27 protein-coding genes are annotated in these 25413 nt (G+C 44.9%); 12 read left to right on the forward strand and 15 right to left on the reverse strand.

What is annotated here, in order from left to right; genetic code table 11:
* Positions 1 to 223: 223 nt before the first annotated feature.
* The 3 genes from ACHUFZ_RS20335 (at position 224) to ACHUFZ_RS20345 (ending at position 3619) form a co-directional block, all read left to right on the forward strand.
* A complete protein-coding gene (locus ACHUFZ_RS20335) occupies positions 224 to 1351 on the forward strand; it encodes an FIST signal transduction protein (protein WP_394128582.1) in 1128 nt (375 codons plus the stop codon).
* A gap of 1 nt (position 1352) precedes the next feature.
* A complete protein-coding gene (locus tag ACHUFZ_RS20340; protein WP_394128583.1) occupies positions 1353 to 2777 on the forward strand; it encodes a sensor domain-containing diguanylate cyclase in 1425 nt (474 codons plus the stop codon).
* A 158-nt stretch (positions 2778 to 2935) separates the two neighbouring features.
* The gene (locus tag ACHUFZ_RS20345) at positions 2936 to 3619 is read left to right on the forward strand and encodes a DedA family protein (protein ID WP_394128584.1); all 684 of its coding nucleotides are present in this window, start codon (positions 2936 to 2938) and stop codon (positions 3617 to 3619) included.
* A gap of 81 nt (positions 3620 to 3700) precedes the next feature.
* On the opposite strand, the gene ACHUFZ_RS20350 is transcribed toward ACHUFZ_RS20345, so the two are convergent.
* Positions 3701 to 5011: a cation:proton antiporter gene (locus tag ACHUFZ_RS20350; protein ID WP_394128585.1), complete on the reverse strand. Its 1311-nt coding sequence runs from the start codon at positions 5009 to 5011 to the stop codon at positions 3701 to 3703.
* A 168-nt stretch (positions 5012 to 5179) separates the two neighbouring features.
* Here ACHUFZ_RS20350 and metH point away from each other — a divergent pair, with 168 nt between their 5' ends.
* The gene (gene metH / locus ACHUFZ_RS20355; protein WP_394128586.1) at positions 5180 to 8860 is read left to right on the forward strand and encodes a methionine synthase; all 3681 of its coding nucleotides are present in this window, start codon (positions 5180 to 5182) and stop codon (positions 8858 to 8860) included.
* 69 nt (positions 8861 to 8929) lie between these two features.
* On the opposite strand, the gene mgtE is transcribed toward metH, so the two are convergent.
* From mgtE to ACHUFZ_RS20415, 12 genes are all read right to left on the reverse strand, one after another.
* On the reverse strand, positions 8930 to 10285 hold the full coding sequence (gene mgtE / locus ACHUFZ_RS20360) for a magnesium transporter (protein ID WP_394128587.1): 1356 nt from the start codon (positions 10283 to 10285) through the stop codon (positions 8930 to 8932).
* A 112-nt stretch (positions 10286 to 10397) separates the two neighbouring features.
* The gene (locus ACHUFZ_RS20365; RefSeq protein WP_394128588.1) at positions 10398 to 10676 is read right to left on the reverse strand and encodes an HPr family phosphocarrier protein; all 279 of its coding nucleotides are present in this window, start codon (positions 10674 to 10676) and stop codon (positions 10398 to 10400) included.
* Between the two features lie 3 nt (positions 10677 to 10679).
* Entirely contained in the window at positions 10680 to 11543 is an 864-nt protein-coding gene (rapZ, locus tag ACHUFZ_RS20370; RefSeq protein ID WP_394128589.1) for an RNase adapter RapZ, read from the reverse strand.
* Positions 11543 to 11989: a PTS IIA-like nitrogen regulatory protein PtsN gene (gene ptsN / locus ACHUFZ_RS20375; RefSeq protein ID WP_053441025.1), complete on the reverse strand. Its 447-nt coding sequence runs from the start codon at positions 11987 to 11989 to the stop codon at positions 11543 to 11545. Before ptsN ends, rapZ begins: the two co-directional genes overlap by 1 nt.
* A gap of 4 nt (positions 11990 to 11993) precedes the next feature.
* Positions 11994 to 12281 (reverse strand): ribosome hibernation promoting factor, encoded by a 288-nt coding sequence (gene hpf / locus ACHUFZ_RS20380; protein WP_394128590.1) that lies wholly within the window; start codon positions 12279 to 12281, stop codon positions 11994 to 11996.
* A gap of 24 nt (positions 12282 to 12305) precedes the next feature.
* On the reverse strand, positions 12306 to 13763 hold the full coding sequence (locus ACHUFZ_RS20385) for an RNA polymerase factor sigma-54 (RefSeq protein WP_394128591.1): 1458 nt from the start codon (positions 13761 to 13763) through the stop codon (positions 12306 to 12308).
* A gap of 50 nt (positions 13764 to 13813) precedes the next feature.
* Positions 13814 to 14539 (reverse strand): LPS export ABC transporter ATP-binding protein, encoded by a 726-nt coding sequence (lptB, locus tag ACHUFZ_RS20390; protein WP_053441028.1) that lies wholly within the window; start codon positions 14537 to 14539, stop codon positions 13814 to 13816.
* A gap of 2 nt (positions 14540 to 14541) precedes the next feature.
* Positions 14542 to 15039 (reverse strand): lipopolysaccharide transport periplasmic protein LptA, encoded by a 498-nt coding sequence (gene lptA, locus ACHUFZ_RS20395; RefSeq protein ID WP_053441029.1) that lies wholly within the window; start codon positions 15037 to 15039, stop codon positions 14542 to 14544.
* Positions 15020 to 15583, reverse strand: a complete 564-nt coding sequence (lptC, locus tag ACHUFZ_RS20400) for an LPS export ABC transporter periplasmic protein LptC (RefSeq protein WP_053441030.1) — start codon at positions 15581 to 15583, stop codon at positions 15020 to 15022. The genes lptA and lptC overlap by 20 nt, the downstream gene beginning before the upstream one ends.
* Complete coding sequence (kdsC, locus tag ACHUFZ_RS20405; protein ID WP_394128592.1) at positions 15580 to 16137, reverse strand: 3-deoxy-manno-octulosonate-8-phosphatase KdsC; 558 nt, start codon at positions 16135 to 16137, stop codon at positions 15580 to 15582. The genes lptC and kdsC overlap by 4 nt, the downstream gene beginning before the upstream one ends.
* Complete coding sequence (locus ACHUFZ_RS20410; RefSeq protein WP_394128593.1) at positions 16137 to 17102, reverse strand: KpsF/GutQ family sugar-phosphate isomerase; 966 nt, start codon at positions 17100 to 17102, stop codon at positions 16137 to 16139. Before ACHUFZ_RS20410 ends, kdsC begins: the two co-directional genes overlap by 1 nt.
* Before the next feature lie 18 nt (positions 17103 to 17120).
* Complete coding sequence (locus ACHUFZ_RS20415; RefSeq protein WP_394128594.1) at positions 17121 to 18086, reverse strand: calcium/sodium antiporter; 966 nt, start codon at positions 18084 to 18086, stop codon at positions 17121 to 17123.
* A gap of 244 nt (positions 18087 to 18330) precedes the next feature.
* Here ACHUFZ_RS20415 and mlaF point away from each other — a divergent pair, with 244 nt between their 5' ends.
* The 8 genes from mlaF (at position 18331) to ACHUFZ_RS20455 (ending at position 23771) form a co-directional block, all read left to right on the forward strand.
* The gene (gene mlaF, locus ACHUFZ_RS20420; protein WP_394128595.1) at positions 18331 to 19128 is read left to right on the forward strand and encodes a phospholipid ABC transporter ATP-binding protein MlaF; all 798 of its coding nucleotides are present in this window, start codon (positions 18331 to 18333) and stop codon (positions 19126 to 19128) included.
* Complete coding sequence (gene mlaE / locus ACHUFZ_RS20425; protein WP_394128596.1) at positions 19128 to 19916, forward strand: lipid asymmetry maintenance ABC transporter permease subunit MlaE; 789 nt, start codon at positions 19128 to 19130, stop codon at positions 19914 to 19916. Before mlaF ends, mlaE begins: the two co-directional genes overlap by 1 nt.
* 20 nt (positions 19917 to 19936) lie before the next feature.
* Positions 19937 to 20419: an outer membrane lipid asymmetry maintenance protein MlaD gene (gene mlaD, locus ACHUFZ_RS20430; RefSeq protein WP_134835640.1), complete on the forward strand. Its 483-nt coding sequence runs from the start codon at positions 19937 to 19939 to the stop codon at positions 20417 to 20419.
* 11 nt (positions 20420 to 20430) lie between these two features.
* Positions 20431 to 21072, forward strand: a complete 642-nt coding sequence (mlaC, locus tag ACHUFZ_RS20435) for a phospholipid-binding protein MlaC (protein ID WP_394128597.1) — start codon at positions 20431 to 20433, stop codon at positions 21070 to 21072.
* Positions 21069 to 21398: an STAS domain-containing protein gene (locus ACHUFZ_RS20440; RefSeq protein WP_394128598.1), complete on the forward strand. Its 330-nt coding sequence runs from the start codon at positions 21069 to 21071 to the stop codon at positions 21396 to 21398. The genes mlaC and ACHUFZ_RS20440 overlap by 4 nt, the downstream gene beginning before the upstream one ends.
* Entirely contained in the window at positions 21391 to 21645 is a 255-nt protein-coding gene (gene ibaG, locus ACHUFZ_RS20445; protein ID WP_004409843.1) for a BolA family iron metabolism protein IbaG, read from the forward strand. Before ACHUFZ_RS20440 ends, ibaG begins: the two co-directional genes overlap by 8 nt.
* Before the next feature lie 9 nt (positions 21646 to 21654).
* Positions 21655 to 22914: a UDP-N-acetylglucosamine 1-carboxyvinyltransferase gene (gene murA / locus ACHUFZ_RS20450; protein ID WP_394128599.1), complete on the forward strand. Its 1260-nt coding sequence runs from the start codon at positions 21655 to 21657 to the stop codon at positions 22912 to 22914.
* A 116-nt stretch (positions 22915 to 23030) separates the two neighbouring features.
* Positions 23031 to 23771 carry a 1-acylglycerol-3-phosphate O-acyltransferase gene (locus tag ACHUFZ_RS20455; protein ID WP_134835636.1) on the forward strand — a complete coding sequence of 247 codons (741 nt, stop codon included), beginning with the start codon at positions 23031 to 23033 and terminating at the stop codon, positions 23769 to 23771.
* Between the two features lie 75 nt (positions 23772 to 23846).
* On the opposite strand, the gene ACHUFZ_RS20460 is transcribed toward ACHUFZ_RS20455, so the two are convergent.
* Positions 23847 to 24581 carry an oxygen-binding di-iron domain-containing protein gene (locus ACHUFZ_RS20460; protein ID WP_394128600.1) on the reverse strand — a complete coding sequence of 245 codons (735 nt, stop codon included), beginning with the start codon at positions 24579 to 24581 and terminating at the stop codon, positions 23847 to 23849.
* The gene (locus ACHUFZ_RS20465) at positions 24559 to 25188 is read right to left on the reverse strand and encodes a chemotaxis protein (RefSeq protein WP_394128601.1); all 630 of its coding nucleotides are present in this window, start codon (positions 25186 to 25188) and stop codon (positions 24559 to 24561) included. The genes ACHUFZ_RS20460 and ACHUFZ_RS20465 overlap by 23 nt, the downstream gene beginning before the upstream one ends.
* Positions 25189 to 25413: the final 225 nt, after the last annotated feature.

A 25413-nucleotide genomic window follows, 5' to 3' on the forward strand; every position in this document is an offset into this window, starting at 1 on the left:
ATCCCCACTAACTTTGTTAGTGGGGATTATCATACGTCCCGAGGATCATTCAAGTCTCTAAACCGATCGGCATTAAGTCTTACGACTAGGCTTTCGTCATTCTTGAAGCCCATTGTTGACGCAACGGTTTTTTGCGTTTCTTATCAAATACCCTCAAGCGCATAATCTAAGGTGGCAAGTTAGTTAAAAACAACTAACTTTAGTTTATGGGAGGGAGGCTAATATGAATACAGAACAATTAGTTTGGGATTGCGAAAAACCATTAGATCTCTCGTCTATTTCGATACCGGATAGTTCTAATACTCTGCTCATGGTCTATGGTCCGTTAACTCAAGACGTATCTCAAACTCTAAAAAAACACTTTTCTAAATCTCATGTTATAGGTTGTTCAACAGCGGGTGAAATCTGTAATGAAGGCGTTTTAAATGATGCTTTGGTCATCACCTTTATTCAGTTCGAAAAAACAGCTATCCGTAAATCAGTGCGCTATTTGTCTGACTACCAAGGTGCTTGCAAAGCGCTAGGTAGTAGCCTGGCAACAGACTTACTACAGCCTGATCTTAAACACGTTTTTGTGCTAAGTGATGGACTTCAGATAGATGGTACTTACCTTGTCGAAGGTCTTCGAAGTGTATTGCCTCAACACGTTAAAGTGACGGGTGGGTTAGCGGGGGATTGCGTTAATTTTATGGAGACTAAAGTATATACCGAGAACATGCAGGCGTCGGGCTTGGTAGTTGCTATTGGTTTATATGGTGACGCGCTACAGGTTAGTTATGGCTCTAGAGGTGGGTGGTGTGCCTTCGGTGTAGAGCGTAAAGTTACTCGTTCTGAAGGTAATGTACTCTATGAGTTGGATGATCAGAATGCGTTAGAAATTTATCACAGTTATTTGGGCGATCTAACCAAGGAGCTTCCTTCTAGTGGATTAAGGTTTCCTCTTGAGATATCAGACCCAGAAAAAGGGACTAAGTTGGTGAGAACTTTACTAGCAACGGATGATGAATTAGGAACAATCACTTTTGCCGGTAATATTCCTCCAGGTGTTTCAGCCAAATTGATGCGAGCTAACGTAAACTCCCTGATTGATGGTGCTCAAGAGGCGGCAAAAGTTTGTCGTGACTATATCGAGAAATCACCTCAAGTCGCTATTCTGATTAGTTGTGTCGGACGTAAATTGTTGTTGAAGCAACTAGCCGATGATGAAGTAGACGCGGTGCGCGAGGAGTTAGGAGATGAGACCATATTATGTGGCTTCTACTCTTATGGAGAAATTGCGCCTTTAGATAATCGTCATAATTCGGAATTGCATAACCAGACCATGACTATCACTGCATTCTCGGAAAAGTAGTATGCATAGGTTACTTCAAAGACAGTTAAGGCGAATATATCCGGAAGGAATTCCCAATGACCCCGAATTCGCAAAGCTCATCGAGTTAGTGAATGAAGGTTACCAGAACTTTGATGAGCAACTGATGATAACAGAACGCTCATTAGATATAAGTTGTAATGAGTTAACCCAGCGAAACCAAACGCTCAATCTTATTCTAGACTCATTGCCGGATATGAGTTTATGGGTTGATACTCAAGGTAATGTCAAAGACATTAGAAGTGGCAACTTTGAGCCACCACTGCTCACATCGGCATCGAACTTCTCGAAGATATTTGAGTTGGAGATCGTACGAAACTCCCCAGAATTGCAGTCATTTATCAGTGACTACCAGCATAGTGGCAATAAAAGCGCTGACCTCAACATCAATTGTTCAGGAACAGATTATATTATGCGTGTTCGTTTGACGAACATCACCACCAATAGCTGGTTGTTGGTTTTTAGGGATATATACCTACGTAAAAAACTAGAAGAGCTGCAATCTCAGCGGTTAGAGAATTCAAAGCGCACTACCAAGCAGTTACAAGGGCTAGTCAATGCAGCGCCTATTGGGATCATCATCTGTAATCCTCAACTCAATATTATTATGGTTAATGAGTTTAGCTGTCAGTTGCTGAATCGTTCCAAGTCTGAAGTTGTAAATCGTCACCCGAGTGAGTTCATTGCTTCCCAGAGTCATGAATTATTTAGATCTCGGCTATGCAAAACAACGACACAAATCGAGGGCAGTGCAACAGCGTCATGTGATTTGATGTTGTTACTTCCTGACGGGCGATTCAGGCAGGTAGAGTTTGCATTTAGTCTACTATCTTTTGATGACCAGTCTTTGGTGATCATGTCGATTACTGATATCGAAGAACGTAAAAATTTAGAGCATAAACTTCGTGAATTAGCCGCAACAGATGCTCTGACAGGCGCGTTTAATCGTCGTAGCTTTTACGAACAAACAGAGCGTGCGATAAGTACTTGCGCAAGGTGGAGAGCACCTCTTACGGTTATTTTGCTCGATATCGATCACTTTAAGAAGGTCAATGATCAGTATGGACATGCAGCAGGTGATGAAGTCCTCATTGCACTGGTGAAACATATTCAGCAATCAACCCGAAATATGGATGTAGTTGGACGCTTAGGTGGAGAAGAGTTTGGCTTGGTCCTGCCTAATACTGATAGTACATTAGGCTTCGAAATCGCTGGACGTTTACGCCAAGAAGTGGAAGCGATGGAAATCTACTATGATATTCAGGCGTTAAAAATCACCGTTAGTTTAGGGATGACGACTTTACCCTATACTCAACTCTCAGTCCCTTTTGATGAAGTGTTGGCTCGTGTTGACAGTTATCTTTACGAGGCCAAACATCAAGGTCGAAATTGCATTGTTCGCAAGTAAGTAGGGCGCTAGTAGGCGTAGAGAATACACTTATCTTTCAGTTCATTGAGAGCATTTCATTTTTATCAATCTTGACGATAGCGTATTGAATTTGTAGTTCCTAATCAACAAAGCTACAACAAGGGCATGCTGACGACCAAGATGATAAGGATAGGCGTATGTTGGACTCTATGCTCTCGGTGCTTTTCGCTTTATGGAACCAAGATTTTTCGATTTTACAGAGCCCAGGAAGTGCAGCGCTAATCTATAGCATTGTTGCTGTACTGATATTCCTCGAAAGTGGCTTTATACCTGCTGCTCCATTCCCTTGTGATAGTGTTGTTGTTCTATCCGGTACATTGGCTGCGGTTGGGATACTTGACCCTATCGCCATATTGCTCCTGATCTGTGTATGTGCAGCCCTAGGTAGCTGGGCTGGCTATTTGCAAGGAACGTGGTTGAATCGCCTACCTAGAGTTCAAGGCTGGGTAAAATCCGTTCCAGCAAATCGAATGGCACAAGTGGATACTCTTCTTGGGAGGCATGGCTTAGTGGCCCTCTTTAGCGCGCGTTTTATTCCTGTTGTTCGTTCGCTGCTGCCTCTGGTGATGGGGATGCGCGCGAGCAAAGTGAATAAGTTCCATTACTTTTCTTGGCTAAGTGCGATTCTATGGACATTGTTGCTATGTTCGTTTGGCATGCTATTGCCTTTATTACCTGAAACCATGAGCAAATATATTACCGCAGGGCTTATGGCGGCGCCTGTTATCACCCTATGCCTAGCGATAATCAGCTTTGTTATCCTGAAAGTGAGAAAGGCGAATACAAAGCAAGTAGCTAAAGTCGAAGTAGTACAAAAGTAATGACAAACTAAGCGGTTTTAGTGTTATTACGATATAAAAAAGGTAGCCCACTTAGGCTACCTTTTTACATTATATTGAGAGTTATGACTCTTGCTCAGCAGTGCTATTTTCTGAGTCCATCTCTTTTTGTGCTAACTTGGCTTTTTCGATCATTGGGGTAATGGTTGAGCCTTGAACGAGGATGGAGAACACGACCACGGAATAAGTCATAACCAAGATGATCTCTTTTACGTCGATGAGCTTATCCTGAATGACCCAAATACCTGATGGAATTGAGAGCGCCATTGCTAATGCAAGACCGCCACGCAGTCCACCCCAAGTTAAGATATTAACTGACCAGGGGTTATATTTGCGGTAGCGCTTAAATCCTATGTAGGATAAGAATACGCTGAGATAGCGGGATGCGAGTACTAGTGGAATAGAGAATGCCATCAAAATCCAGTCTTCTTTGTGGAATTCGAACAATAGCATCGACATACCGATTAGCAGGAATAATACGCCATTAAGGAATTCATCAACGAGCTCCCAGAAGTGATCGAGGTGGTCTTCACTCTCTTTAGAGAAACCTATGAAGCGAGTCCAGTTACCGATCATGATGCCTGATACCACCATAGCTAGCGGTCCCGATACGTGTAACACTTCTGCAAATGCATAACCTGCTGTAGGAATACCAATCGTCAGTAGTAGCTCCATGGAATGGTCATCGGTGGCACTGATTAAATAGTGGAATACAAGACCTAATACAAAGCCATAGGCGATACCACCAAGGGCTTCTTGGGCGAACAGCATGGTAACACTACCCATTGTTGGAGCCTCGGTGCCAAATGCGATAGTGAACAGAGTGACGAAAATAACTAAGCCAAAGCCATCATTGAATAACGACTCGCCTTCAATCTGGGTAGAGATGCGTTTAGGTGCATCGAGCTTTTTAACAATGGCGAGAACTGCAATTGGGTCAGTTGGTGAAATAAGCGCACCAAACAGCAAGCAGTAAACTAAGTCAAATTGGATGCCGATAAGTTGGCAGAACCCGTAGAGCACGAAGCCAATAAAGAATGTAGAAAACAGCGTCGCAGCTAATGCCAAAACAGTGATTTCCCATTTTTGATCTTTTAAGTTTGGCAGTTTAATGCCTAAACCACCGGCAAATAGTAAGAAGCCTAAAATACCTTTGAGCAAAAAGTCTTCGAAATTGATGCTTGCAACTGTGTTGGAAGCTATCTCTGTTAATTGAAACCAATCATTCTGGCCTGCAATTAGAATCAGTAGGGAAAGCATCATCGACCCAGCGGTAATTGCAATGGTGGTTTGCATCTTACCTATCTTACTGTTTACAAACGCAATCAACATTGCCGCTGCAGATAGAAAGCAAAGCGTGTAATAGACTGACATTAGACTCTTACCATGTAACAAAATGTGAATAGGAATTTTCTGCCTAGTTCGATTAAATAGCAAACATTATTTGTCAGTTTAAAGTCATCAATTTCCTTATTTAGACGTCTAGACTCCTTTTTAATGTGTGATAGGATGGAATGATAACTAAAGGAATGAGGCTGTACTGTGGGAAGTAATGTAAGGCAACAGATTGAAGCTCAATTAAAGCAACGTATTCTTTTGATCGACGGTGGTATGGGCACTATGATCCAAGACTACAAGCTTGAAGAGCATGATTATCGTGGTGAGCGCTTTGCTGATTGGCATTGCGATTTGAAAGGTAACAATGACCTTTTAGTACTGTCTCAACCAAAGCTGATTAAAGATATCCACCATGAATATCTAGAAGCTGGCGCAGATATTCTTGAAACCAACACATTTAACGCGACCACTATTGCGATGGCTGACTATGATATGGAAAGCCTCAGTGAAGAGATTAACTTTGCGGCGGCTAAGTTGGCTCGTGAAGCGGCTGATGAGTGGACAGCGAAAACACCAGATAAGCCTCGTTACGTTGCTGGCGTGCTTGGCCCTACTAACCGCACTTGTTCTATTTCGCCGGATGTAAACGATCCTGGCTATCGTAACGTTAGCTTTGATGAGCTTGTGACAGCCTACTCTGAGTCAACTCGAGCACTGATCAAAGGCGGCTCAGATCTTATTCTTATCGAAACTATTTTCGATACGCTTAACGCTAAAGCTTGTGCTTTTGCCGTTGATTCGGTATTCGAAGAGTTAGGTATTGCGCTTCCGGTGATGATTTCCGGTACGATTACCGACGCATCAGGTCGTACACTATCAGGTCAAACGACAGAAGCTTTCTATAACTCTCTACGTCACGTGCAGCCAATTTCATTTGGCCTTAACTGTGCTCTTGGTCCAGATGAACTTCGCCCGTATGTCGAAGAACTCTCTCGTATTTCTGAGTCGTTTGTCTCTGCGCACCCTAATGCAGGCCTGCCGAATGCGTTTGGTGAATATGACTTATCTCCTGAAGATATGGCTATTCACGTTAAAGAGTGGGCGCAAAGCGGGTTCTTAAACCTTATTGGCGGCTGTTGTGGTACCACGCCAGAGCATATTCGCCAGATGGCCCAAGCTGTTGCTGATATTACTCCGCGAGCATTACCTGAACTGGTTACTGCTTGTCGTTTATCTGGTTTAGAGCCACTGGCCATCGAAAAAGAAACGCTATTTATTAACGTTGGTGAGCGTACCAATGTGACGGGTTCTGCTCGCTTTAAGCGTCTAATCAAAGAAGAGCTTTATGATGAAGCACTAGAAGTTGCTCGTCAGCAAGTTGAAAATGGCGCTCAGATCATTGATATCAACATGGATGAAGGCATGCTTGATGCGGAAGCGTGTATGGTGCGCTTCCTCAATCTATGTGCGTCAGAACCAGAGATTTCGAAAGTTCCAATCATGGTCGACTCTTCTAAGTGGGAAGTTATCGAAGCTGGCCTCAAATGTATTCAAGGCAAAGGCATCGTTAACTCTATCTCGTTAAAAGAGGGGAAAGAGAAGTTTGTCGAACAAGCGAAATTGATCCGCCGTTATGGTGCCGCGGTTATCGTAATGGCATTTGACGAAGTCGGTCAGGCGGAAACGCGTGAGCGTAAGTTAGACATCTGTACCAAGGCTTATCGAATCTTAGTTGATGAAGTGGGCTTCCCACCTGAAGATATTATCTTTGACCCGAATATCTTTGCCGTCGCGACAGGTATTGAAGAACACAACAACTATGCTGTTGATTTCATTGAAGCGGTTGCTGATATCAAACGCGATTTACCATATGCGATGATTTCCGGTGGTGTCTCTAACGTTTCGTTCTCATTCCGAGGAAATAACTACGTTCGTGAAGCTATTCACGCGGTGTTCTTATACCATTGTTTCAAGAACGGTATGGATATGGGTATCGTTAACGCTGGTCAGCTTGAAATCTACGACAACGTGCCAGATAAGCTACGTGAAGCGGTAGAGGACGTCGTTCTTAACCGCCGCGATGATGCGACTGAGCGACTACTTGATATCGCTGCGGAATATGCAGGTAAAGGTGTTGGCAAAGAAGAGGATGCTTCTGCACTTGAGTGGCGTACATGGCCAGTAGAGAAGCGCCTTGAACATGCATTGGTGAAAGGCATCACCGAGTTCATTGTTGATGATACGGAAGAAGCGCGTGTTAATGCATCTAAGCCACTAGAGGTGATTGAAGGGCCTCTAATGGATGGTATGAACGTTGTTGGTGACTTGTTTGGTGAAGGCAAGATGTTCTTACCACAGGTTGTGAAATCAGCGCGCGTAATGAAGCAGGCGGTTGCTCACCTAGAACCTTATATCAATAGAGAGAAACAGGCTGGCTCTACCAACGGTAAGATCCTGCTTGCGACAGTGAAAGGCGATGTGCACGATATCGGAAAAAATATCGTCGGGGTTGTACTTCAGTGTAACAACTACGAGATTATCGATCTTGGCGTGATGGTGCCATGTGAGAAGATCTTGAAAGTTGCCAAAGAAGAAAACGTCGACATCATTGGTCTATCTGGTTTGATTACGCCATCACTGGATGAAATGGTGCATGTTGCTAAAGAGATGGAGCGCCTTGAGTTCGATCTACCGCTGCTGATTGGTGGTGCGACGACATCGAAAGCGCATACTGCGGTAAAAATTGAACAGAACTACAGCAAGCCAGTGGTGTATGTAAACAATGCTTCGCGTGCTGTAGGTGTATGTACTTCGTTGTTATCTGACGAGTTACGACCTCCATTTGTTGAAAAGCTTGATGCGGACTACGAACGCGTTCGCGACCAGCATAATCGTAAGAAGCCTCGCACTAAGCCAGTAACACTAGAACAAGCTCGTGCCAATAAGGTTGATATTGATTGGGGCAACTATACTCCGCCAGTACCAGTTAAGCCGGGTGTACATGTGTTTGATGATTTTGATATCGCGACATTACGTAACTATATCGACTGGACTCCATTCTTTATGACTTGGTCTCTGGTGGGCAAATATCCAAAGATCTTTGAACATGAGGAGGTGGGTGAAGAAGCTCAGCGCCTGTTTAAAGATGCTAATGAGTTACTAGACCGAGTTGAGAAAGAAGGCTTAATGCAAGCGCGTGGCATGTGTGCATTATTCCCAGCGGCAAGTGTTGGCGATGATATTGAAGTCTACACCGATGAGTCTCGCACTGAGGTGGCTAAAATGTTGTGTAATCTACGCCAGCAAACGGAAAAACCGAAAGGGTTCAACTACTGTCTGTCTGATTATATTGCACCGAAAGAGTCGGGTAAGAAAGACTGGATTGGTGCCTTTGCTGTGACTGGTGGTATCAACGAGCGTGAGTTGGCCGATGAGTACAAGGCCCAAGGTGATGACTACAACGCGATCATGATTCAGGCGGTTGCCGATCGATTGGCGGAAGCATTTGCAGAATGCTTGCATGAGCGTGTACGTAAAGAAATCTGGGGCTATGCTGCCGATGAGAACTTGTCGAACGAAGAGCTGATTCGAGAGAAGTACCAAGGTATTCGTCCAGCTCCGGGTTATCCAGCTTGTCCAGAACACACAGAGAAAGGACCTTTGTGGGAGCTGATGAAGGTAGAAGAGACGATTGGTATGACACTCACGTCAAGCTACGCTATGTATCCAGGTGCATCTGTATCGGGTTGGTATTTCTCACATCCAGACTCGCGTTACTTTGCGATCGCTCAGATCCAGCAGGATCAAGTTGAGAGTTACGCTGATCGTAAAGGTTGGGATATGCTTAAAGCTGAGAAGTGGTTAGGGCCAAACATTAATGGTTAATTATTAACTTATGGATAAAACAAAAGCGCAGTTATTACGACTGCGCTTTTTTGTATCGGCTCATTAGCGTTAGATTAGAATGGTTGCTAACCCTAAGAATACCGATAGACCAATCACATCGGTTACTGTGGTGAGCGCCATACCGCCAGCAAGGGCAGGGTCGATATTCATCTTCTTTAACAGAATAGGGATGGATACCCCTGCAATGCCCGCAACAAGTAGGTTGGTTAGCATAGCGGCGGAGATAATCCCTCCTAGCATCCAATTACCTTTCCAAGCCACAACAATTCCGCCAATGATTAAAGCCCACATGATGCCGTTAAGTAAGCCGATGGCCGCTTCTTTCATTAGTAGTTCGCGCTTGTTAGAGTCACCGATATGACCTAGAGCTAAACCGCGAATAACTAGGGCAACGGTTTGGTTGCCTGCAACCCCACCCATGGAAGGAACGATGGTCATCAATACAGCGATTGCCGCCATTTGATCTAAGGTGGCTTCAAACATATTGGATACAGAAGCAGCCGCCAAAGCTGCAAGTACGTTAGCGCCTAACCAGACACTACGTTTACGTGCAGATTTAACCACAGGTGCGAAGGTATCTTCGTCATCATCCATACCCGCCATACTCATCATCGAGTGCTCGGCATCTTCACGGATAACATCAACCACGTCATCAATGGTGATACGACCGACAAGATGTTGGTTCTCATCAATAACCGGCGCTGAAACCCAATTACGGCGCTCAAACAGGCTAGCGATATCAGAATCACTCATTGTCACGTCGATCGCTTCATCAGCATCCTCCATGACATCGCTGACTTTGACGTCTGGCTGAGTCGTGATCAGTGTGGTGATCGGTAGTTCACCGATTAAGCGGCTTTCTTCATCAATCACGTATAAAGCATCGGTCGCTTCTGGGAGCTCGCCTTTCATACGTAAATAACGCAATACAACATCGACATCGACATCACCACGAATGGTGATGACGTCGGTGTTCATTAAGCTACCAGCAGTATCTTCTGGGTAGGAAAGGGCAGTTTCGACCAGTAAACGCTCCGCCGCATCCATCTGTGATAGGACTTCGCGGGAAACGTCATCAGGCAGACTACGTAGTACGTAGGCGACATCATCGGTTTCCATGCCTTCTGTCGCTTCAGCAAGCATCTCTGGCGCCATTTTAGACACCAGATCGTCTTTCACATCCTCATTTAATTCATCGAGGATCTCACCGTAATCTTCGGGGTCGGTAAGTTGCCAAAGCACTTCACGGCTTTTTCGCGGTGAGGCTTCTAACAGGTGGGCAATATCTTCTGGTTCCATGTCCTGCAGTTGGCGACGGACATGGACAAAGCGGCCATTTTCTAATGCTTCTGTGACTTCTTGGAGGGCTTGGTGAGCTTGGTCGAATTCTATTTGCTCTGCCATTGGTTCCCCCTAACTCTATAAGCTTACAATGCTATGGATAGTAACTTAATTTTAGAGCGGATTTAATAAGTTAATGTTAAGGAAGGTGATTATATCAGTAGAGAAGAGGCGTTTACTCATCTTCGTCGAATTTATCTTCAATCAGGTGGCAAACCGCTTCTAATGCTGGGTGAGCATCACTGCCTTTGGCGCTGATAGTAACGTGCTCACCTTGAGCGGATTCAAGCATCAATAACCCCATGACGCTATCTGCGGTCGCTTCTTTACCTTCGTGGTTCTGAATGGTGAGAATCGCATCGAATGATTGAGCTAATTCAACAAGTTTTACAGCAGCACGAGCATGAAGCCCTAAACGGTTTTGGATTAGAACTGTACGACTTTGCTGCTGCATAAACTATTCCTTATGATTTTTCTCTAATGATGCATGGCGAATTTGCACTTGATGACCCATCTGTGCAAAGTACTCGCCAATTTGCTGAGTGAGATAGACTGAGCGGTGTTTTCCGCCTGTACAGCCAATCGCTACAGTCAGGTAACTGCGATTGTTTTTCTCAAGTAAAGGTAACCAATTCTCAATGAACTTTTGAATTTGCTGCTTTAGCTCCATCACGTCTTGGTGGCTTTCTAAGAAAGACTTGATTGGCGCATCGAGCCCAGTCAGCGGACGTAAATCAGGTTCCCAATGAGGGTTGGGTAAAAAACGCACGTCAAAGACATAGTCTGCATCACTCGGTAGGCCATATTTAAAACCAAATGATTGGAATACCATCACTAGGTCTTTACGTTCTCGGCCTTCGATACGCATGCGAACCGTCTCACTTAAGTCATGCAGTGATTGGTGGCTACTATCAATCACCAAATCTGCATTTTCTTTTAGCGGTGAAAGGATGCAGCGCTCTTTTTCAATCGCTTGTTCAAGAGAGGTATTTTCAAGACTAAGAGTCAGTGGGTGGATACGGCGCGTTTCACTATAGCGTTTGAGCAGTGTCTCTTTGTTAGCATCTAAAAATAGCACGCTGACATCAGAGCCTTGTTTTAGCTTAGTGAGGACGTCTTCGACTAAGTTCGGCTCGGCTGGCAAGTTGCGAATATCAATGCTGACCGCAACATTCTGCTTACTGGATTGCACCGACTGAACAAAGGCCTCCAGCATATCGACAGGAAGATTATCGACACAGTAGTAACCAAGATCTTCGAGCACTCGCAGCGCGACGCTTTTTCCTGCACCTGAGTAACCACTTACTACGATAAGACGCATTATTGGCTAACCATGATGTCGTAAAGTTCTTGATCGGACTGAGCTTTACGCAATTGTTTTAAGATCTGCTTATCGTTAAGACGTTCTGCCATACTCGAAAGAGTTTTTAAGTGTTCTTTGCATTGTGCATCAGGCACTAGCAAAGCAAAAAGTAGGTCAACAGGACGGTTATCGATAGCATCAAACTCTACAGGCGATTCGCATTGCAGCAAAACAGCGACTGCTTTATCACTTGAGTGCATACGAGCATGGGGAATGGCAATTCCATTTCCAATGCCAGTACTACCCATTTTTTCACGACTGAGCATACACTCAAACAGTTCGGTAGAATTTTGCCCAGTTTGCTCAGCAACTAGTTCGCTGATCATTTCAAGGGCTCGTTTTTTACTAGTACATTGGACTGCACTTTTGGTGCAGTCCAATGTGAGGATTTCGCTTAGTTGCATGGTGTTAGTGGGCGTTTAGCTTTTCTTTGTGCTTATTGAGCTGTCGAACAAGTTTGTCGACGAGGGAATCTATTGCTGCGTACATGTTTTCATCATCAGATGAAGCATGAATCTCAGCTTGGTTTACATGAAGGGTAGCTTCTGCGATTTGGTTGAGTTTTTCAACTTTTAATACCACATGAATACTATTGATGTGGTCAAAAAAGCGCTCAAGCTTTTGAAACTTTTCGTTTACGTAGTCTTGCATTGAGTTGGTTAGATCAACGTGGTGGCCAGTAAGATTGATTTGCATAGACTTTCCTTCTCGGTTGTTGGCCTAAAGCAGGCGTTTGCGCTGACTTGAGGGAGCAATACCTAATGATTCACGGTACTTCGCTATTGTTCTTCTAGCGACCTGAATTCCTTGGTCAGCAAGTAGAGCTGCAATTTTGCTATCACTCAGAGGCTTAGCGCTATTCTCTGCAGCGACGAGCTTCTTAATTAGTGCGCGAATTGCAGTGGATGAGCACTCCCCGCCATTATCAGTACTGACGTGGCTAGAAAAGAAGTACTTCAGTTCAAAAATACCACGAGGAGTATGCATATACTTCTGAGTGGTAACCCTTGATATGGTCGACTCATGCATATCGACGGCTAATGCAACGTCATTGAGCACCATAGGTTTCATCGCTTCTTCACCATACTCAAAGAAATCACGCTGATGTTCAACAATACACTTAGCAACTTTGAGCAGTGTCTCGTTTCTACTTTCCAAGCTCTTAATTAACCATTTTGCTTCTTGCAAATTGCTGCGGATATACTGGCTGTCAGGACTACTGCCTTTGCCGAGCGCGGCATACTGCTGGTTAACTTTCAGTCTTGGAATGGAGTCAGGGTTAATTGTGACAACCCACTTACCGTGATCTTTAAACACCGACACATCAGGAATAACATACTCAGCATGCTCTGAAGCAATGCGACTTCCTGGTCTAGGATCAAGTTGTTGAATCAGCTTTAGAACTTCGCGTAACTCAGCTTCTTTGAGCTTAGTTTCCTTGATAATCAGTTTGTAGTCGCGATTACCAAGTTGGTCAATATGGTTGGTAAGTACTAACTTGGCTTCTGCGAGCCAAGGTGTATCTTCAGGGTAAGTGGCAAGCTGTAGCAACAAGCAATCTTGCAAGTTGATGGATGCCACACCGAGTGGGTCAAACTGCTGAATACGTTTACGAACCGCTTCGATTTCTTCGATCTCAATCTCTTCGTTATCAAAGCTTTCAAGAATGTCTTGAGTTGTAATGGTTAGGTAACCGTAGTCATCGATCGCATCAATCAGAGTCAGAGCAATGGTTCGGTCTGTCTCACTAAATGGGGTCAGATCGAGCTGCCAGATCAGGTAATCGTATAGAGTTTGAGTCGTTTCACCTTGATAAACTGGTGTGTCATCATCGAGGGCAATACCTGTACTGCCTGTATTGGCGCTGTATACATCATCCCAAGTGGTGTCGATCTCTAAGTCGTTACTGATTTCTGATTTTTCAATCAGTTCTGAGCTGTCTTTTACCTCTGGTTCAGCAACTTCAACGGTGGGCTCTTTTTCCTCATTGTGGCTGCTGTCTTCTGAAGAGGGCTCATCACTGGTTTCTTCAACCTCTAGCAGAGGGTTTGAATCCAAAGCTTCTTGAATTTCTTGTTGAAGATCTAGCGTTGACAGTTGCAACAAACGAATCGCTTGCTGCAATTGAGGAGTCATCGCTAACTGCTGTCCTAGCTTGAGTTGTAATGAGGGTTTCATTCAGTATTGTTTGCCTTAATGCTGGAGAATCTTACCGTTCTTCCCTTTAATCATAGACGGAATTGTTCGCCTAGATAAACTTGTTTTACTTGCTCGTTATTTAGTACTTGGTCTGGTGTACCTTCTGCAATCAGGTGCCCTTGGCTCACGATGTACGCTTTTTCACATACATCCAGTGTTTCACGAACGTTGTGGTCAGTGATAAGAACGCCAAGGCCTCGGTCTCTTAAATGTTCAATGATCTTTTTGATATCGATAACCGAAATTGGGTCAACGCCAGCAAATGGTTCATCGAGAAGGATGAACTGCGGGTTGGCTGCAAGTGCACGAGCAATTTCAACACGACGCCTTTCACCACCTGATAATGCCATACCCGCACTAGCGCGAATGTGCTGAATGTGGAATTCTTCCAACAAATCTTCCAGCTTATCTTGGCGCTCTTCACGGGTCATTTCTTCGCGTGTTTCTAGCACTGCCATGATGTTGTCTTCAACCGATAGCTTACGGAAGATCGACGCTTCTTGAGGCAGGTAGCCAATACCCATACGAGAGCGGCTGTGCATAGGTAAGATACTGATATCTTTGTCATCAATGGTAATGGCACCCTGATCACGAGCGACAAGGCCGACAATCATATAGAAAGACGTCGTCTTACCCGCGCCGTTAGGACCAAGGAGTCCAACGATCTGCCCAGATTCTACCTGAAGGCTTACATCGGTAACCACAGTGCGATTACCATAGGTTTTCGCTAAATGCTCAGCTTTGAGTATGGCCATAATTATTCTTGTACTGCTTGTGGCTGAAGAACGGTAGAAACGCGGTCGCCTTTCTCTTTACCGTCAGCAATCAGCTTTTGAGATGAAATCTTGTAGCGAATTTTGGTACCGCGAATCACGCTGTCATCTTGCGATAGCATCGCTTTGTCGATCATAGTCAACTGATCGTCTGCCATCACGTAGTAAAGCTCTTTCGCTTCGCCGTATAGAGTTTTACCATCATCTGTTAGCTGAGAGAAGGTTGCCAAATCACCATAACCTTCAATTTCTTGGATAGATCCATCTTTTGGATCGCGAGTTACGATGACTTTGTCTGCATTAATATTGATACTGCCTTGCTTTAGCTTAACGTCACCAAGAAAGGTGACTTTATTGCTTTGCATATCTAGCTGCTGGCTATCAGAGTCAATGTAGACAGGTTGATCCTGGTCTGTTGATAGCGCTAGCGCTTGGCTAGAGATAAATAAACAAGAAATCAGACTAAGGTGTGAGAGTTTCATATCTACCTTGTACATGTTTGTATAGGGTGGCGTGATTGTCGGCAAAGTTACCGTTCATTGCTTGCCCTACCGTTTCAAATTGTGGACCAACCAAGGTTACCTGGTTATCAGCCCAAAAATCTCTGCTGTCCAACTGGATGTTCATCACCTCAGTCGACATAGTGTCAAACCCAGAGTCAGGCAATAAGTTTGTCGCAAGGACATCCTCATATAGTGTCAAAACATGCTCTTGGGTTAACACCCCACGAACTGCTGTGATTTCCCACTCTTGGGTCGTGCCTTCCTTATACACTTTAAGGACCGGCTGTTGGAATATGGTATCACCGCTCTTTGCGTAGTGATCGAGCGTGACTGATGTAATGACATAGCTACGAATACCGTCTTCAGTGTAAGAGGTGTTTTCTAGCCCTTCGCCACTAAACATTGGGAGTTCTGTATCTGGTTCAACCTGAATATCATAACTCTGCTGCTTGTCTAAAAGATAGTAAGCAGACCAGCATATTATGAAACTCACGATGATATAGCCAATACGAGAAAGACTCATATGCTTAAACCTTTATGAACGTCGAGTTCGTTCCGTGCTTGAAGAATAAGGTCGCAGACTTCCCTAACTGCTCCGTGACCACCTCGAATCGAAGTGACGTAATTTGCTCTTTTAGCCAGGAGAGGGTGGCCATCGGCAACGCAGACTTGTAGTGCCACTTTCTCCATTACTGGCCAATCGATAAGATCATCGCCAATATAGCCTGTTTGTTCGGGAGCGATATTTAATTTGCTACAGATATCTTGGTACGCTTTTATTTTATCGTCTTGGCCTTGGTAGATCAGCGAAATCCCCAGTGCTTTCATGCGATTCTCAACAATTTGAGAACGACGACCTGTGATGATAGCAATCTCAATTCCAGCATTCATTAGTGACTTAACGCCATAACCATCACGGGTATGGAAAGTCTTTAACTCTTCACCTTGGTTACCCATGTAGATCAAACCGTCTGAGAAAACGCCATCAACATCGCAAATGAGCAGTTTAATCTGTTTGGCAATCGCGAGGATAGAAGGTTCCACTGGTTGATACAGCGTTTCAATCATTTCTGGCATTACATCACTCCAGCTTTTAATAAGTCGTGCATGTTCAGCGCACCAACCACTTTGCCTTGTTCACATAGAATCAGGCCATTGATGCTTTTGTTTTGCATTAAGTTCAGGCCTTCAGCCGCGAGCATATTGGGCTCAGCAACGGTTGGGTTTACTGTCATCACATCGCCAATTAGTGCGCTATGAATATCGATTCTCTTGTCAAGGATACGCCTTAAATCACCATCAGTGAAGATGCCAACCAGTTTCTGGTGGTCATCAATAACAGCAGTCATGCCAAGCCCTTTTTGACTAATCTCAAGTAAGGCGTCACGTATTACAGTTGTTGGTGTCACTAATGGCAGCGCGCTGCTGGTATGCATGATGTCAGCAAGTTTAAGTAGCAGTTTACGTCCTAATGCACCACCAGGGTGTGATAGGGCAAAATCTTCAGAGGTAAAGCCGCGCGCTTGCATCAATGCCATAGCAAGAGCGTCACCCATTACCAGCGTTGCGGTTGTGCTAGAAGTTGGTGCCAATTGAATCGGGCAGGCCTCTTTCGGCACGGTAATTTGCAGATGAATGTCTGACAGTTTTGCCATGTTCGAGTTTGGCTTGCCTGTCATGCTAATGATCTTGATGTTGAGGCGTTTCAATACTGGGAATAGTGCTAAGATTTCTCCTGACTCGCCAGAGTTAGAAATGGCGAGAACAATATCTCCAGGTTCAATCATGCCGAGATCGCCATGTGCGGCCTCACCTGGATGAACGAAAAACGATGAAGTGCCCGTACTGGCCAAGGTCGCTGCAATCTTATTACCGATATGGCCCGATTTACCCATTCCCATCACCACAACTTTGCCATCTTTATTGGCAATGATTGACTCACATGCTTTAACAAAGTCTTGGTTTAGGTATTGGTCTAACTGCTCTAAAGCCTCAATTTCTGTTTCTAGAACTTCTAATGCGGCAGAACGATAATCAAACATAGAGAACTCCCGAGAATCTTAAGCGGTCATGTTCATGATTAGGTAAGCTTGGTAGCCGATAAAACAGCAGAATAGGGCGGCGCCTTCGTAACGGTTAATGCTACGTGATTTGCCTAGTGCCATCGCAACCAGCAGTAACGACACGCCTAACATAACCCAGAAATCACGTCCCATTGCGTATTCGCTTAGGATTGATGGGTTAAGAATGCCAGGGATGCCCATTACCGCGAGAATGTTGAATACGTTGGAGCCGATAATGTTACCTACCGCCATATCGTCTTCGCCTTTCATTACGCCGGCTAAAGAGGCTGCAAGTTCAGGCAGGCTAGTACCTACGGCGATAATGGTTAAGCCAATCACCAGATCGCTCATACCGAAGTGCTGAGCGATGATTACTGCGTTATCGACCAGAACGTCAGCGGCTAAAGGCAGGATGATAAGACCAATCACCACCCACATTGCGGCTTTGCCGTTGCTTACGCCTTCTGGTACTTCGGACTCTTGTTCTTCAATTAATGCATCACCGTTTTTCTTCTCGTTGCGGCTAATGCGAAGCATGGCAAGAATAAAGGCAGCAAATAGAACAAACAGCAGCACACCCTCGTAGAATCCTAAGTGGCTGTCCCAAAGTAAGACACCAGCAAGAATCGTCACGCCAATCATCAGTGGTAGTTCACGGCGCAGTACTGCCGAGCTAATCGATAGTGGCTTTATCATCGCGGTGATACCAAGAATTAGAGCAATGTTGGCGATGTTTGAACCTAACACGTTGCCGACTGCGGTATCCGTTTTGCCGTCTAAGGCTGCGGTAGCTGAAACCATCATTTCTGGAGCAGAAGAACCCATTGCAAGAATTGTCATACCGATGACTAGCGGTGAAATACCTACATTTCGGGCTAGAGCAGCAGCGCCAAACACCAATTTATCTGCACTCCAAACCAAAAAAACTAATCCAATAATGAGAAACGCAACGGCTTCGAACATGATGATTCCTAATCAATATACAACGAGAGAATTTAACCGTTAATTTTGACGGTTTGGTTTATAAAAGGGAAGCGCTACCTTCAAATTAATTGTTAACTATAACTAGGATTAGAAGAGTTTATGTGTGAGCAGCTATCACTGTTACTAATATTAAACTCACTCACATTTAATCGAACAGTGCTTTAAATTATGTATGAATGTGCTTATGATTGCCCATTCTTAAAGGAGTGACGTAGAGTTGAACATGGAATTCGAAGATTTAGTAACCGTAAAACAGCTAACCTTCTCTCGTGGCGAGCGTAAGATCTTTGATGATGTGAACTTACACGTACCTAAAGGCAAGGTGACGGCCATTATGGGTCCGTCAGGGATAGGTAAAACAACCTTGCTACGTCTTATCGGTGGCCAGATTTACCCTGAGTCGGGTGAGATTTGGTTCGATGGCCACAATATCCCTACCTTGAGTCGCTCCAAGCTCTATCAAGAGCGCAAAAAAATGAGCATGCTATTCCAGTCAGGCGCGCTGTTCACGGATCTTAATGTGTTTGATAACGTTGCTTTCCCTCTGCGTGAGCACACGCAACTTGAAGAATCCTTAATCCGAACCTTAGTGCTACTTAAACTTGAAGCTGTTGGTCTACGTGGCGCCGCTGAGCTGATGCCAAGTGAGCTGTCTGGCGGTATGGCAAGGCGTGCGGCACTAGCAAGAGCGATCGCCCTTGACCCTGACCTAATCATGTTTGACGAACCTTTTGTTGGTCAAGACCCAATTACTATGGGGGTGCTGGTGGAGCTAATACGCAATCTCAATCAGGCGTTGGGTGTGACTTCTATTGTCGTTTCCCATGATGTGCCTGAAGTGATGAGCATTGCCGATTGGTGCTATATTCTGGCTAATGGCAAAGTCGTTGCTAGCGGTACCCCAGAGGAGTTGCGTGACAACCCAGATCCTCAAGTACAACAATTTCTTAAAGGGGAAGCGGACGGCCCAGTGCCATTTAGCTACCCATCTCAACCGTTAGCCAAGGAGCTTTTCTCATAATGGCAGGTTTTGCTAATTTCGTTGCTTCTGTAGGTCAAAGATGCATGGCTATCTGTGAATCATTTGGCCGTGCGAGCTTGATGTTGTTCGGCGCTATCGTCAGCCGACCTCAGCCGGTTAAGAATCTCCCCTTATTAATAAAGCAGCTTTACAGCGTTGGTGTTCAGTCACTGATCATTATTGTCTTATCTGGCTTATTTATCGGCATGGTGCTCAGTCTGCAAGGCTATGTCATCTTGGTCGACTTTGGCGCTGAAGGTGCCTTGGGCCAAATGGTCGCGCTCTCACTACTGCGTGAGCTTGGACCTGTGGTGACCGCACTGCTATTTGCTGGTCGAGCGGGTTCTGCGTTAACCGCTGAGATTGGTCTAATGAAAGCGACAGAGCAGCTATCTAGCATGGAAATGATGGCGGTTGATCCACTTAAAAGAGTGATTGCTCCGCGTTTTTGGGCTGGTGTTATTTCTATGCCGATGCTGGCGATGATTTTTATGGCCGTCGGTATTTGGGGCGGACAATTGGTTGGTGTCGATTGGAAAGGAATCGATCACGGCAGCTTCTGGTCGGCAATGCAGGCTTCAGTAGAGCTTGGTCAAGACATCGGTAACAGTATGATCAAGAGCTTAGTGTTTGCGATTACGGTGACTTGGATTGCGTTATTCAACGGTTACGATGCAATCCCGACTTCGGAAGGGATCAGTCGAGCGACAACACGTACGGTTGTCCACTCTTCTCTGGCTGTACTAGGGCTAGACTTCGTACTAACCGCCTTGATGTTTGGTAATTAAATGATGTTTGGGAATTAATCATGCAACAAACTCGAAAGATTGAATTATGGGTTGGTAGCTTTGTTATTGCAGGAATTTGCGCAATTCTGGTGATGATTTTTCAAGTTGCTGACGTGAAAGGACTGGGTTCCAACGATACTTATACGCTCAAAGCGGAATTTGACAATATCGGTAGTCTTAAAGTTCGCTCACCGGTCAAAGTTGGCGGTGTCGTGATTGGACGCGTGACCAATATTGGCTTAGATAGTGAGTCCTTACTACCGGTTGTGAGTATGGCGATCAATAGCACTTATAATCAGTTTCCAGAGACCTCTAGTGTAAAGATCCTGACATCAGGCCTAATTGGTGAGCAGTACATCGGCTTAACGCCAGGCTTTGTGTATGAAGATGAGCAAATGCTGGTGGAAGGTGATTACATTGAAGATACAAAATCGGCACTGGTGCTAGAAGATTTGATTGGTCAGGTCTTGTATAGCGTTGGTGGTGATTCAGAGAGCGAGTAAGGAGCCGCAATATGTTTAAAAAGTTAGTACTTACTCTGTGCTCATTGATGTTGACGTTTCAAGTCGCAGCCAATGAAGTCGACAAAACACAGCCATATCAGATGATGAAGAAAGTGTCTGAAGTGGCGTTTGCACGATTAAAGGCTGAACAGGAACAAATTCACCAAGATCCTGAATACTTAAAAGTGATTGTTGATGAAGAGCTCATGCCGTACATCAATGAAAAGTATGCCGCACTTAAGCTGCTTGGCCCTAACTTAAAAGGTGCTAAGCGTGAAGATGTCGCCACGTTCATCATCGCGTTTCGTTCGTATTTGATTAGCTCATACGCTCAGGTTTTGACTCAATATACTGATCAGACGATTGAATTTGGTCCTGAGACAAAACTTAACCCTAAAAAAAGCATTACTGGGGTTAAAGTAGATATTGTTGATGCGCCTAGACCGAATATCAAATTAGAGTTTAAGCTGCGCAAAGATAAGAAAACTGGTGAATGGCAAGTGTTCGACATGATTGCTGAAGGTATTAGCTTGCTGTCGAGTAAACAATCTGAGTGGAACGGTAAACTGCGTCAAGAGGGTATTCTAGCGGTCGCTAAAGAGCTTGAAGGACTTGCCCAGCAACCGATTCGCTTTGAGAGCAAAACACAATGATAAACCCAGAGTGGTGCTCTAACAGCGCAGCTGAGTTTGCATTGAGTGGCGACCTAAACCGAGAGACAGTGCCTGAATTGTGGAGCTATTTACAACAGCAGCAATGGCCGGGTAATGAGGTTGAGGTTTCGCTTGAGCAGCTAAAAAAAATCGACTCAGCAGGAATGGTGATGTTAATTCACCTAATAGAGCATGCAAAAAAACAAAACTGTCATATAATGCTCAGTTTCGTGCCGGATGAACTGCGCACACTATTTCAGTTAAGCAATGTCGATGAGTTGATTGCTCAACATTTAAAGAATAATACAGGGGTGAATTGTGGATAGCGCAAAAGTACAACAGATTTTAAACGACGCTTTGAAATTAGAAGAACTACACGTTAAAGGTGAAGGTAGCCATTACGAAGTAGTTGCTGTTGATGCTTGTTTCGATGGAATGAGTCGCGTTAAAAAACAACAACTAATCTACGCACCACTAATGGAATACATCCAAAGAAATGACATCCATGCAGTTTCAATTAAAGCTTACACTCCGGATGAGTGGGCGCGTGATAAGAAACTGATGTCGCTGTAAGGTTTAATAATGGAAAAGTTTCGAGTAACAGGTTCTGATCAGCCATTAGTTGGTGAAGTCACTATCTCAGGTGCAAAGAATGCTGCACTACCAATTTTATTTGCATCGATTCTGGCTGAAGAGCCAGTAGAGGTGACAAACGTACCACGCTTGCGCGACATCGATACTACGATGGAACTGCTAGAGCGCTTGGGTGCAAAAGTAGAGCGTAATGGTTCTGTTCATGTCGACCCGAGCAGTATTAATGAGTACTGTGCGCCATATGACCTAGTGAAGACGATGCGTGCATCTATCTGGGCTCTTGGTCCACTAGTCGCTCGTTTTGGTCAAGGCCAAGTATCACTGCCAGGTGGCTGTGCGATCGGTGCACGTCCAGTGGATTTGCATATTCACGGTCTTGAGCAGCTAGGCGCGACAATTACTCTTGAAGATGGTTACGTGAAAGCGAACGTTGATGGCCGTCTGAAAGGCGCTCACATTGTTATGGACAAAGTGAGTGTTGGCGCAACGATCACTATCATGTGCGCTGCAACGTTAGCAGAAGGTACCACGGTACTGGACAACGCAGCGCGCGAACCAGAGATTGTTGATACTGCTGAGTTCCTGAACAAGCTTGGTGCGAAGATCTCAGGTGCTGGTACAGATACCATCACGATTGAAGGTGTTGAGCGTCTAAGTGGCGGTACTCATGCTGTGGTTGCTGATCGCATTGAAACCGGTACTTTCCTGGTTGCTGCAGCGGTATCTGGCGGTAAAGTTATCTGTCGTAATACCAAAGCTCACTTGCTAGAAGCGGTTCTCGCTAAGCTTGAAGAAGCGGGCGCAAAAGTAGAGACAGGTGAAGACTGGATTTCTCTGGATATGACCGGTCGTGAGTTAAAAGCAGTGACAGTACGCACAGCGCCACACCCAGGTTTCCCAACCGATATGCAGGCGCAATTTACGCTACTTAACTTGATGGCTAAAGGTGGCGGTGTTATTACCGAAACTATCTTTGAAAACCGCTTTATGCACGTGCCAGAGCTGATGCGTATGGGCGCTAAAGCAGAGATTGAAGGTAACACGGTTATCTGTGGCGATGTTGATGAGCTGAGTGGCGCACAAGTAATGGCAACAGACCTTCGTGCTTCAGCAAGTCTCGTTATTGCTGGCTGTATCGCTCAAGGCGAAACTATTGTTGACCGCATTTACCATATCGACCGTGGTTACGACAAGATTGAAGACAAGCTATCGGCACTAGGTGCGAATATCGAGCGTTTTCAAGACTAATTTAGCTTTGAGCTAACATTTGTAAGCCGAAACGCAAGTTTCGGCTTTTTTATGAGCGATAGATCAGTTAGAGTCTGGTCAACTTATTTTTACTCCCAGAACTCTTGGAGAATACAATGATTGCACTATTACGTGTATTAGCAGTTGCTATTTTTGCAGTCGTAATGTTTGTGTTTGGCTGTGGCTACTGTTTGCTGAGCCCACGTAACCCTAAGCATGTTTTTACCTTTGGCCGCTTGTTCGGCAAGATGTCTCGAGTGTTTGGTATTAAACTGGAACTCCGTCTACCAGAGGACGCATATCAGCGTGGTCAGCACATCTATATTGCTAACCACCAAAACAACTGGGACCTGTTCACGGTTTCTTCTGCAGTAACGCCTAAAGTGGTTACTGTCGGCAAAAAGAGCTTAGCTTGGATGCCGCTATTTGGTCAGCTTTACTGGCTGACAGGTAATATTTTGATTGACCGCGCTAACCGCTCTAAAGCAAAAGGCACGATTGATCAGGTCGTTGATCAAATGAAGCAAAGTGACGTATCGGTATGGATGTTCCCAGAAGGTACACGTTCACGTGGCCGTGGCTTACTACCGTTTAAGACTGGTGCATTCCACGCCGCTATCGCCGCTCAACTACCAGTAGCTCCAATTGTATGTAGCTCTACGGCTGGTATTAAACTCAACCGATGGAATAACGGTCATGTGATTGTTGAAATGCTTCCTGCAGTGAGCACGGAAGGTTACGCTAAAGAAAACGTTCGTGAACTTGCTAATGAGTGTCGCGAGCAAATGAAAGCTAAGCTAGAAGCGTTAGACCATGAAGTTGCGATGCTTAATCAGCAAGAAGGTGTTAAGGCGTAGCCTCAACATTTAAAATGAAAAAGTTAAGCCAGTAGTCTTATGTCTACTGGCTTTTTTTATACCAAGGTTAAGTGGTTAGGATACTGCGATCCCTACATCGAGCTCATCTAACCAATCTAAGAAGCGAGTCACGTCTTCGCCTTTAAATATGCCGCCATGCTGAGGGCATATCATGTCGATGTCTAATCTTCTCACTCGCTCTATCCAAACCTTCTTCGCCGCATTCGATGGCATCCAGCGCCGATGGAAATATTCCATTTTCGGAATATGCTGTTCAAAGTCCTCGACGAACAATGGCGCATCGGGACTATCTAAGGCCGCTCCAATATCACCAGACATGAGTATTTTCGCTTTACTATCGTAGACGGAAAAATTACCTGATGAGTGCATATAGTGGGCAGGAATAAACTCAATATCATCTCCTGCAAGGGAAAGTGTCCCTCCTTCATCTTTAATCGGGGAGAAGGTAATCGAATCCATGCCAAAGTGTCGTATAAAGCCCTCCCAGAGCCACGGAGAGTACAGTGTGGCACTTGGTAATGCCTTATCCCATAAACCAAGTGAAGAAATGATGTCTGGGTCTTGGTGAGAGGCAAATAAGTACTTTATATGCTCTATAGGAACCTCTTTGACCACACTACTCAGCATTGAAGAAAACATTTCAATACCGCCTGGATCGAGCAAGATTGCTTGCTGGCGATTGACGATCATATATTGATTGGTATCGATGATTTTTTCTGGTTTGAGAGGATCGCGGGCAAACATCACCCAGCGATGATCCCCTTGGCTAAATAGCACTTTTGATTTCATGACGTTCCTTATCAAAGTGTGAAAACAATTGGAGTGATTGCAGCACATGCTCACGTATAGATTCTGCGGCTTGCTGAACATTCTCGGCAATCGTGTTGAGTTGACCTTTAAACTGCTCTTCAACCTGAGAAGCCTCCACACTAAGTAATGTCGAGATTATCAGTGCCACTCGAAGCTCATCATACAGGCTGTTTAACATGTGATTGAGCTCGTCACTGCCTTGGGAGAAAGATTGGTCTAGGCGCATAGTTTCTTGCTGACAACGGTTATGAGCAGCATCTAAGCTATGGATAAATTGGGCGTCCTGTGAGCGTTGATAGACAGCTTCAAAGTGTTTCAATACAGAGTAGGAGCGAACACTAGAGGTGGCGATATGACTGAGGTGCTGCGCCTTTGTGTTGATAGAGTTTGATACTTCTAGAGTCAGGTTGACTAACTCGTCAATCGAGTCAGTGATTGGGTGAAATCCAGCAGCACTGCCACCAGCGCGTAGAGCGAGAGCCCGAGCATTGCTGGCAACTAACTTAAGTTGTTTAGCGACAATAACCCCGCGATTGAGTTCGGCCGCGACTTCGGCTGCCACGACAAACAATTGCTTCCTAGTCATGTAGGTATCCTTATTAAAGTTATGGATTAACTATAGAAAACAGGTTGCGCTTTTAGCAAATTGAACAGAAAGGCCGAGGTGGGCTAGGAGAGGGAAGATGAAAAATGTTTAGATATAAAAAAAGCCAAGTCTTTCGACTTGGCTTTAAAAAGTGGCTCCTCCTGCTGGGCTCGAACCAGCGACCTGCGGATTAACAGTCCGTCGCTCTACCAACTGAGCTAAGGA

The sequence above is a fragment of the Vibrio hepatarius genome (assembly GCF_043642085.1).
GTDB lineage: Bacteria > Pseudomonadota > Gammaproteobacteria > Enterobacterales > Vibrionaceae > Vibrio > Vibrio hepatarius_C.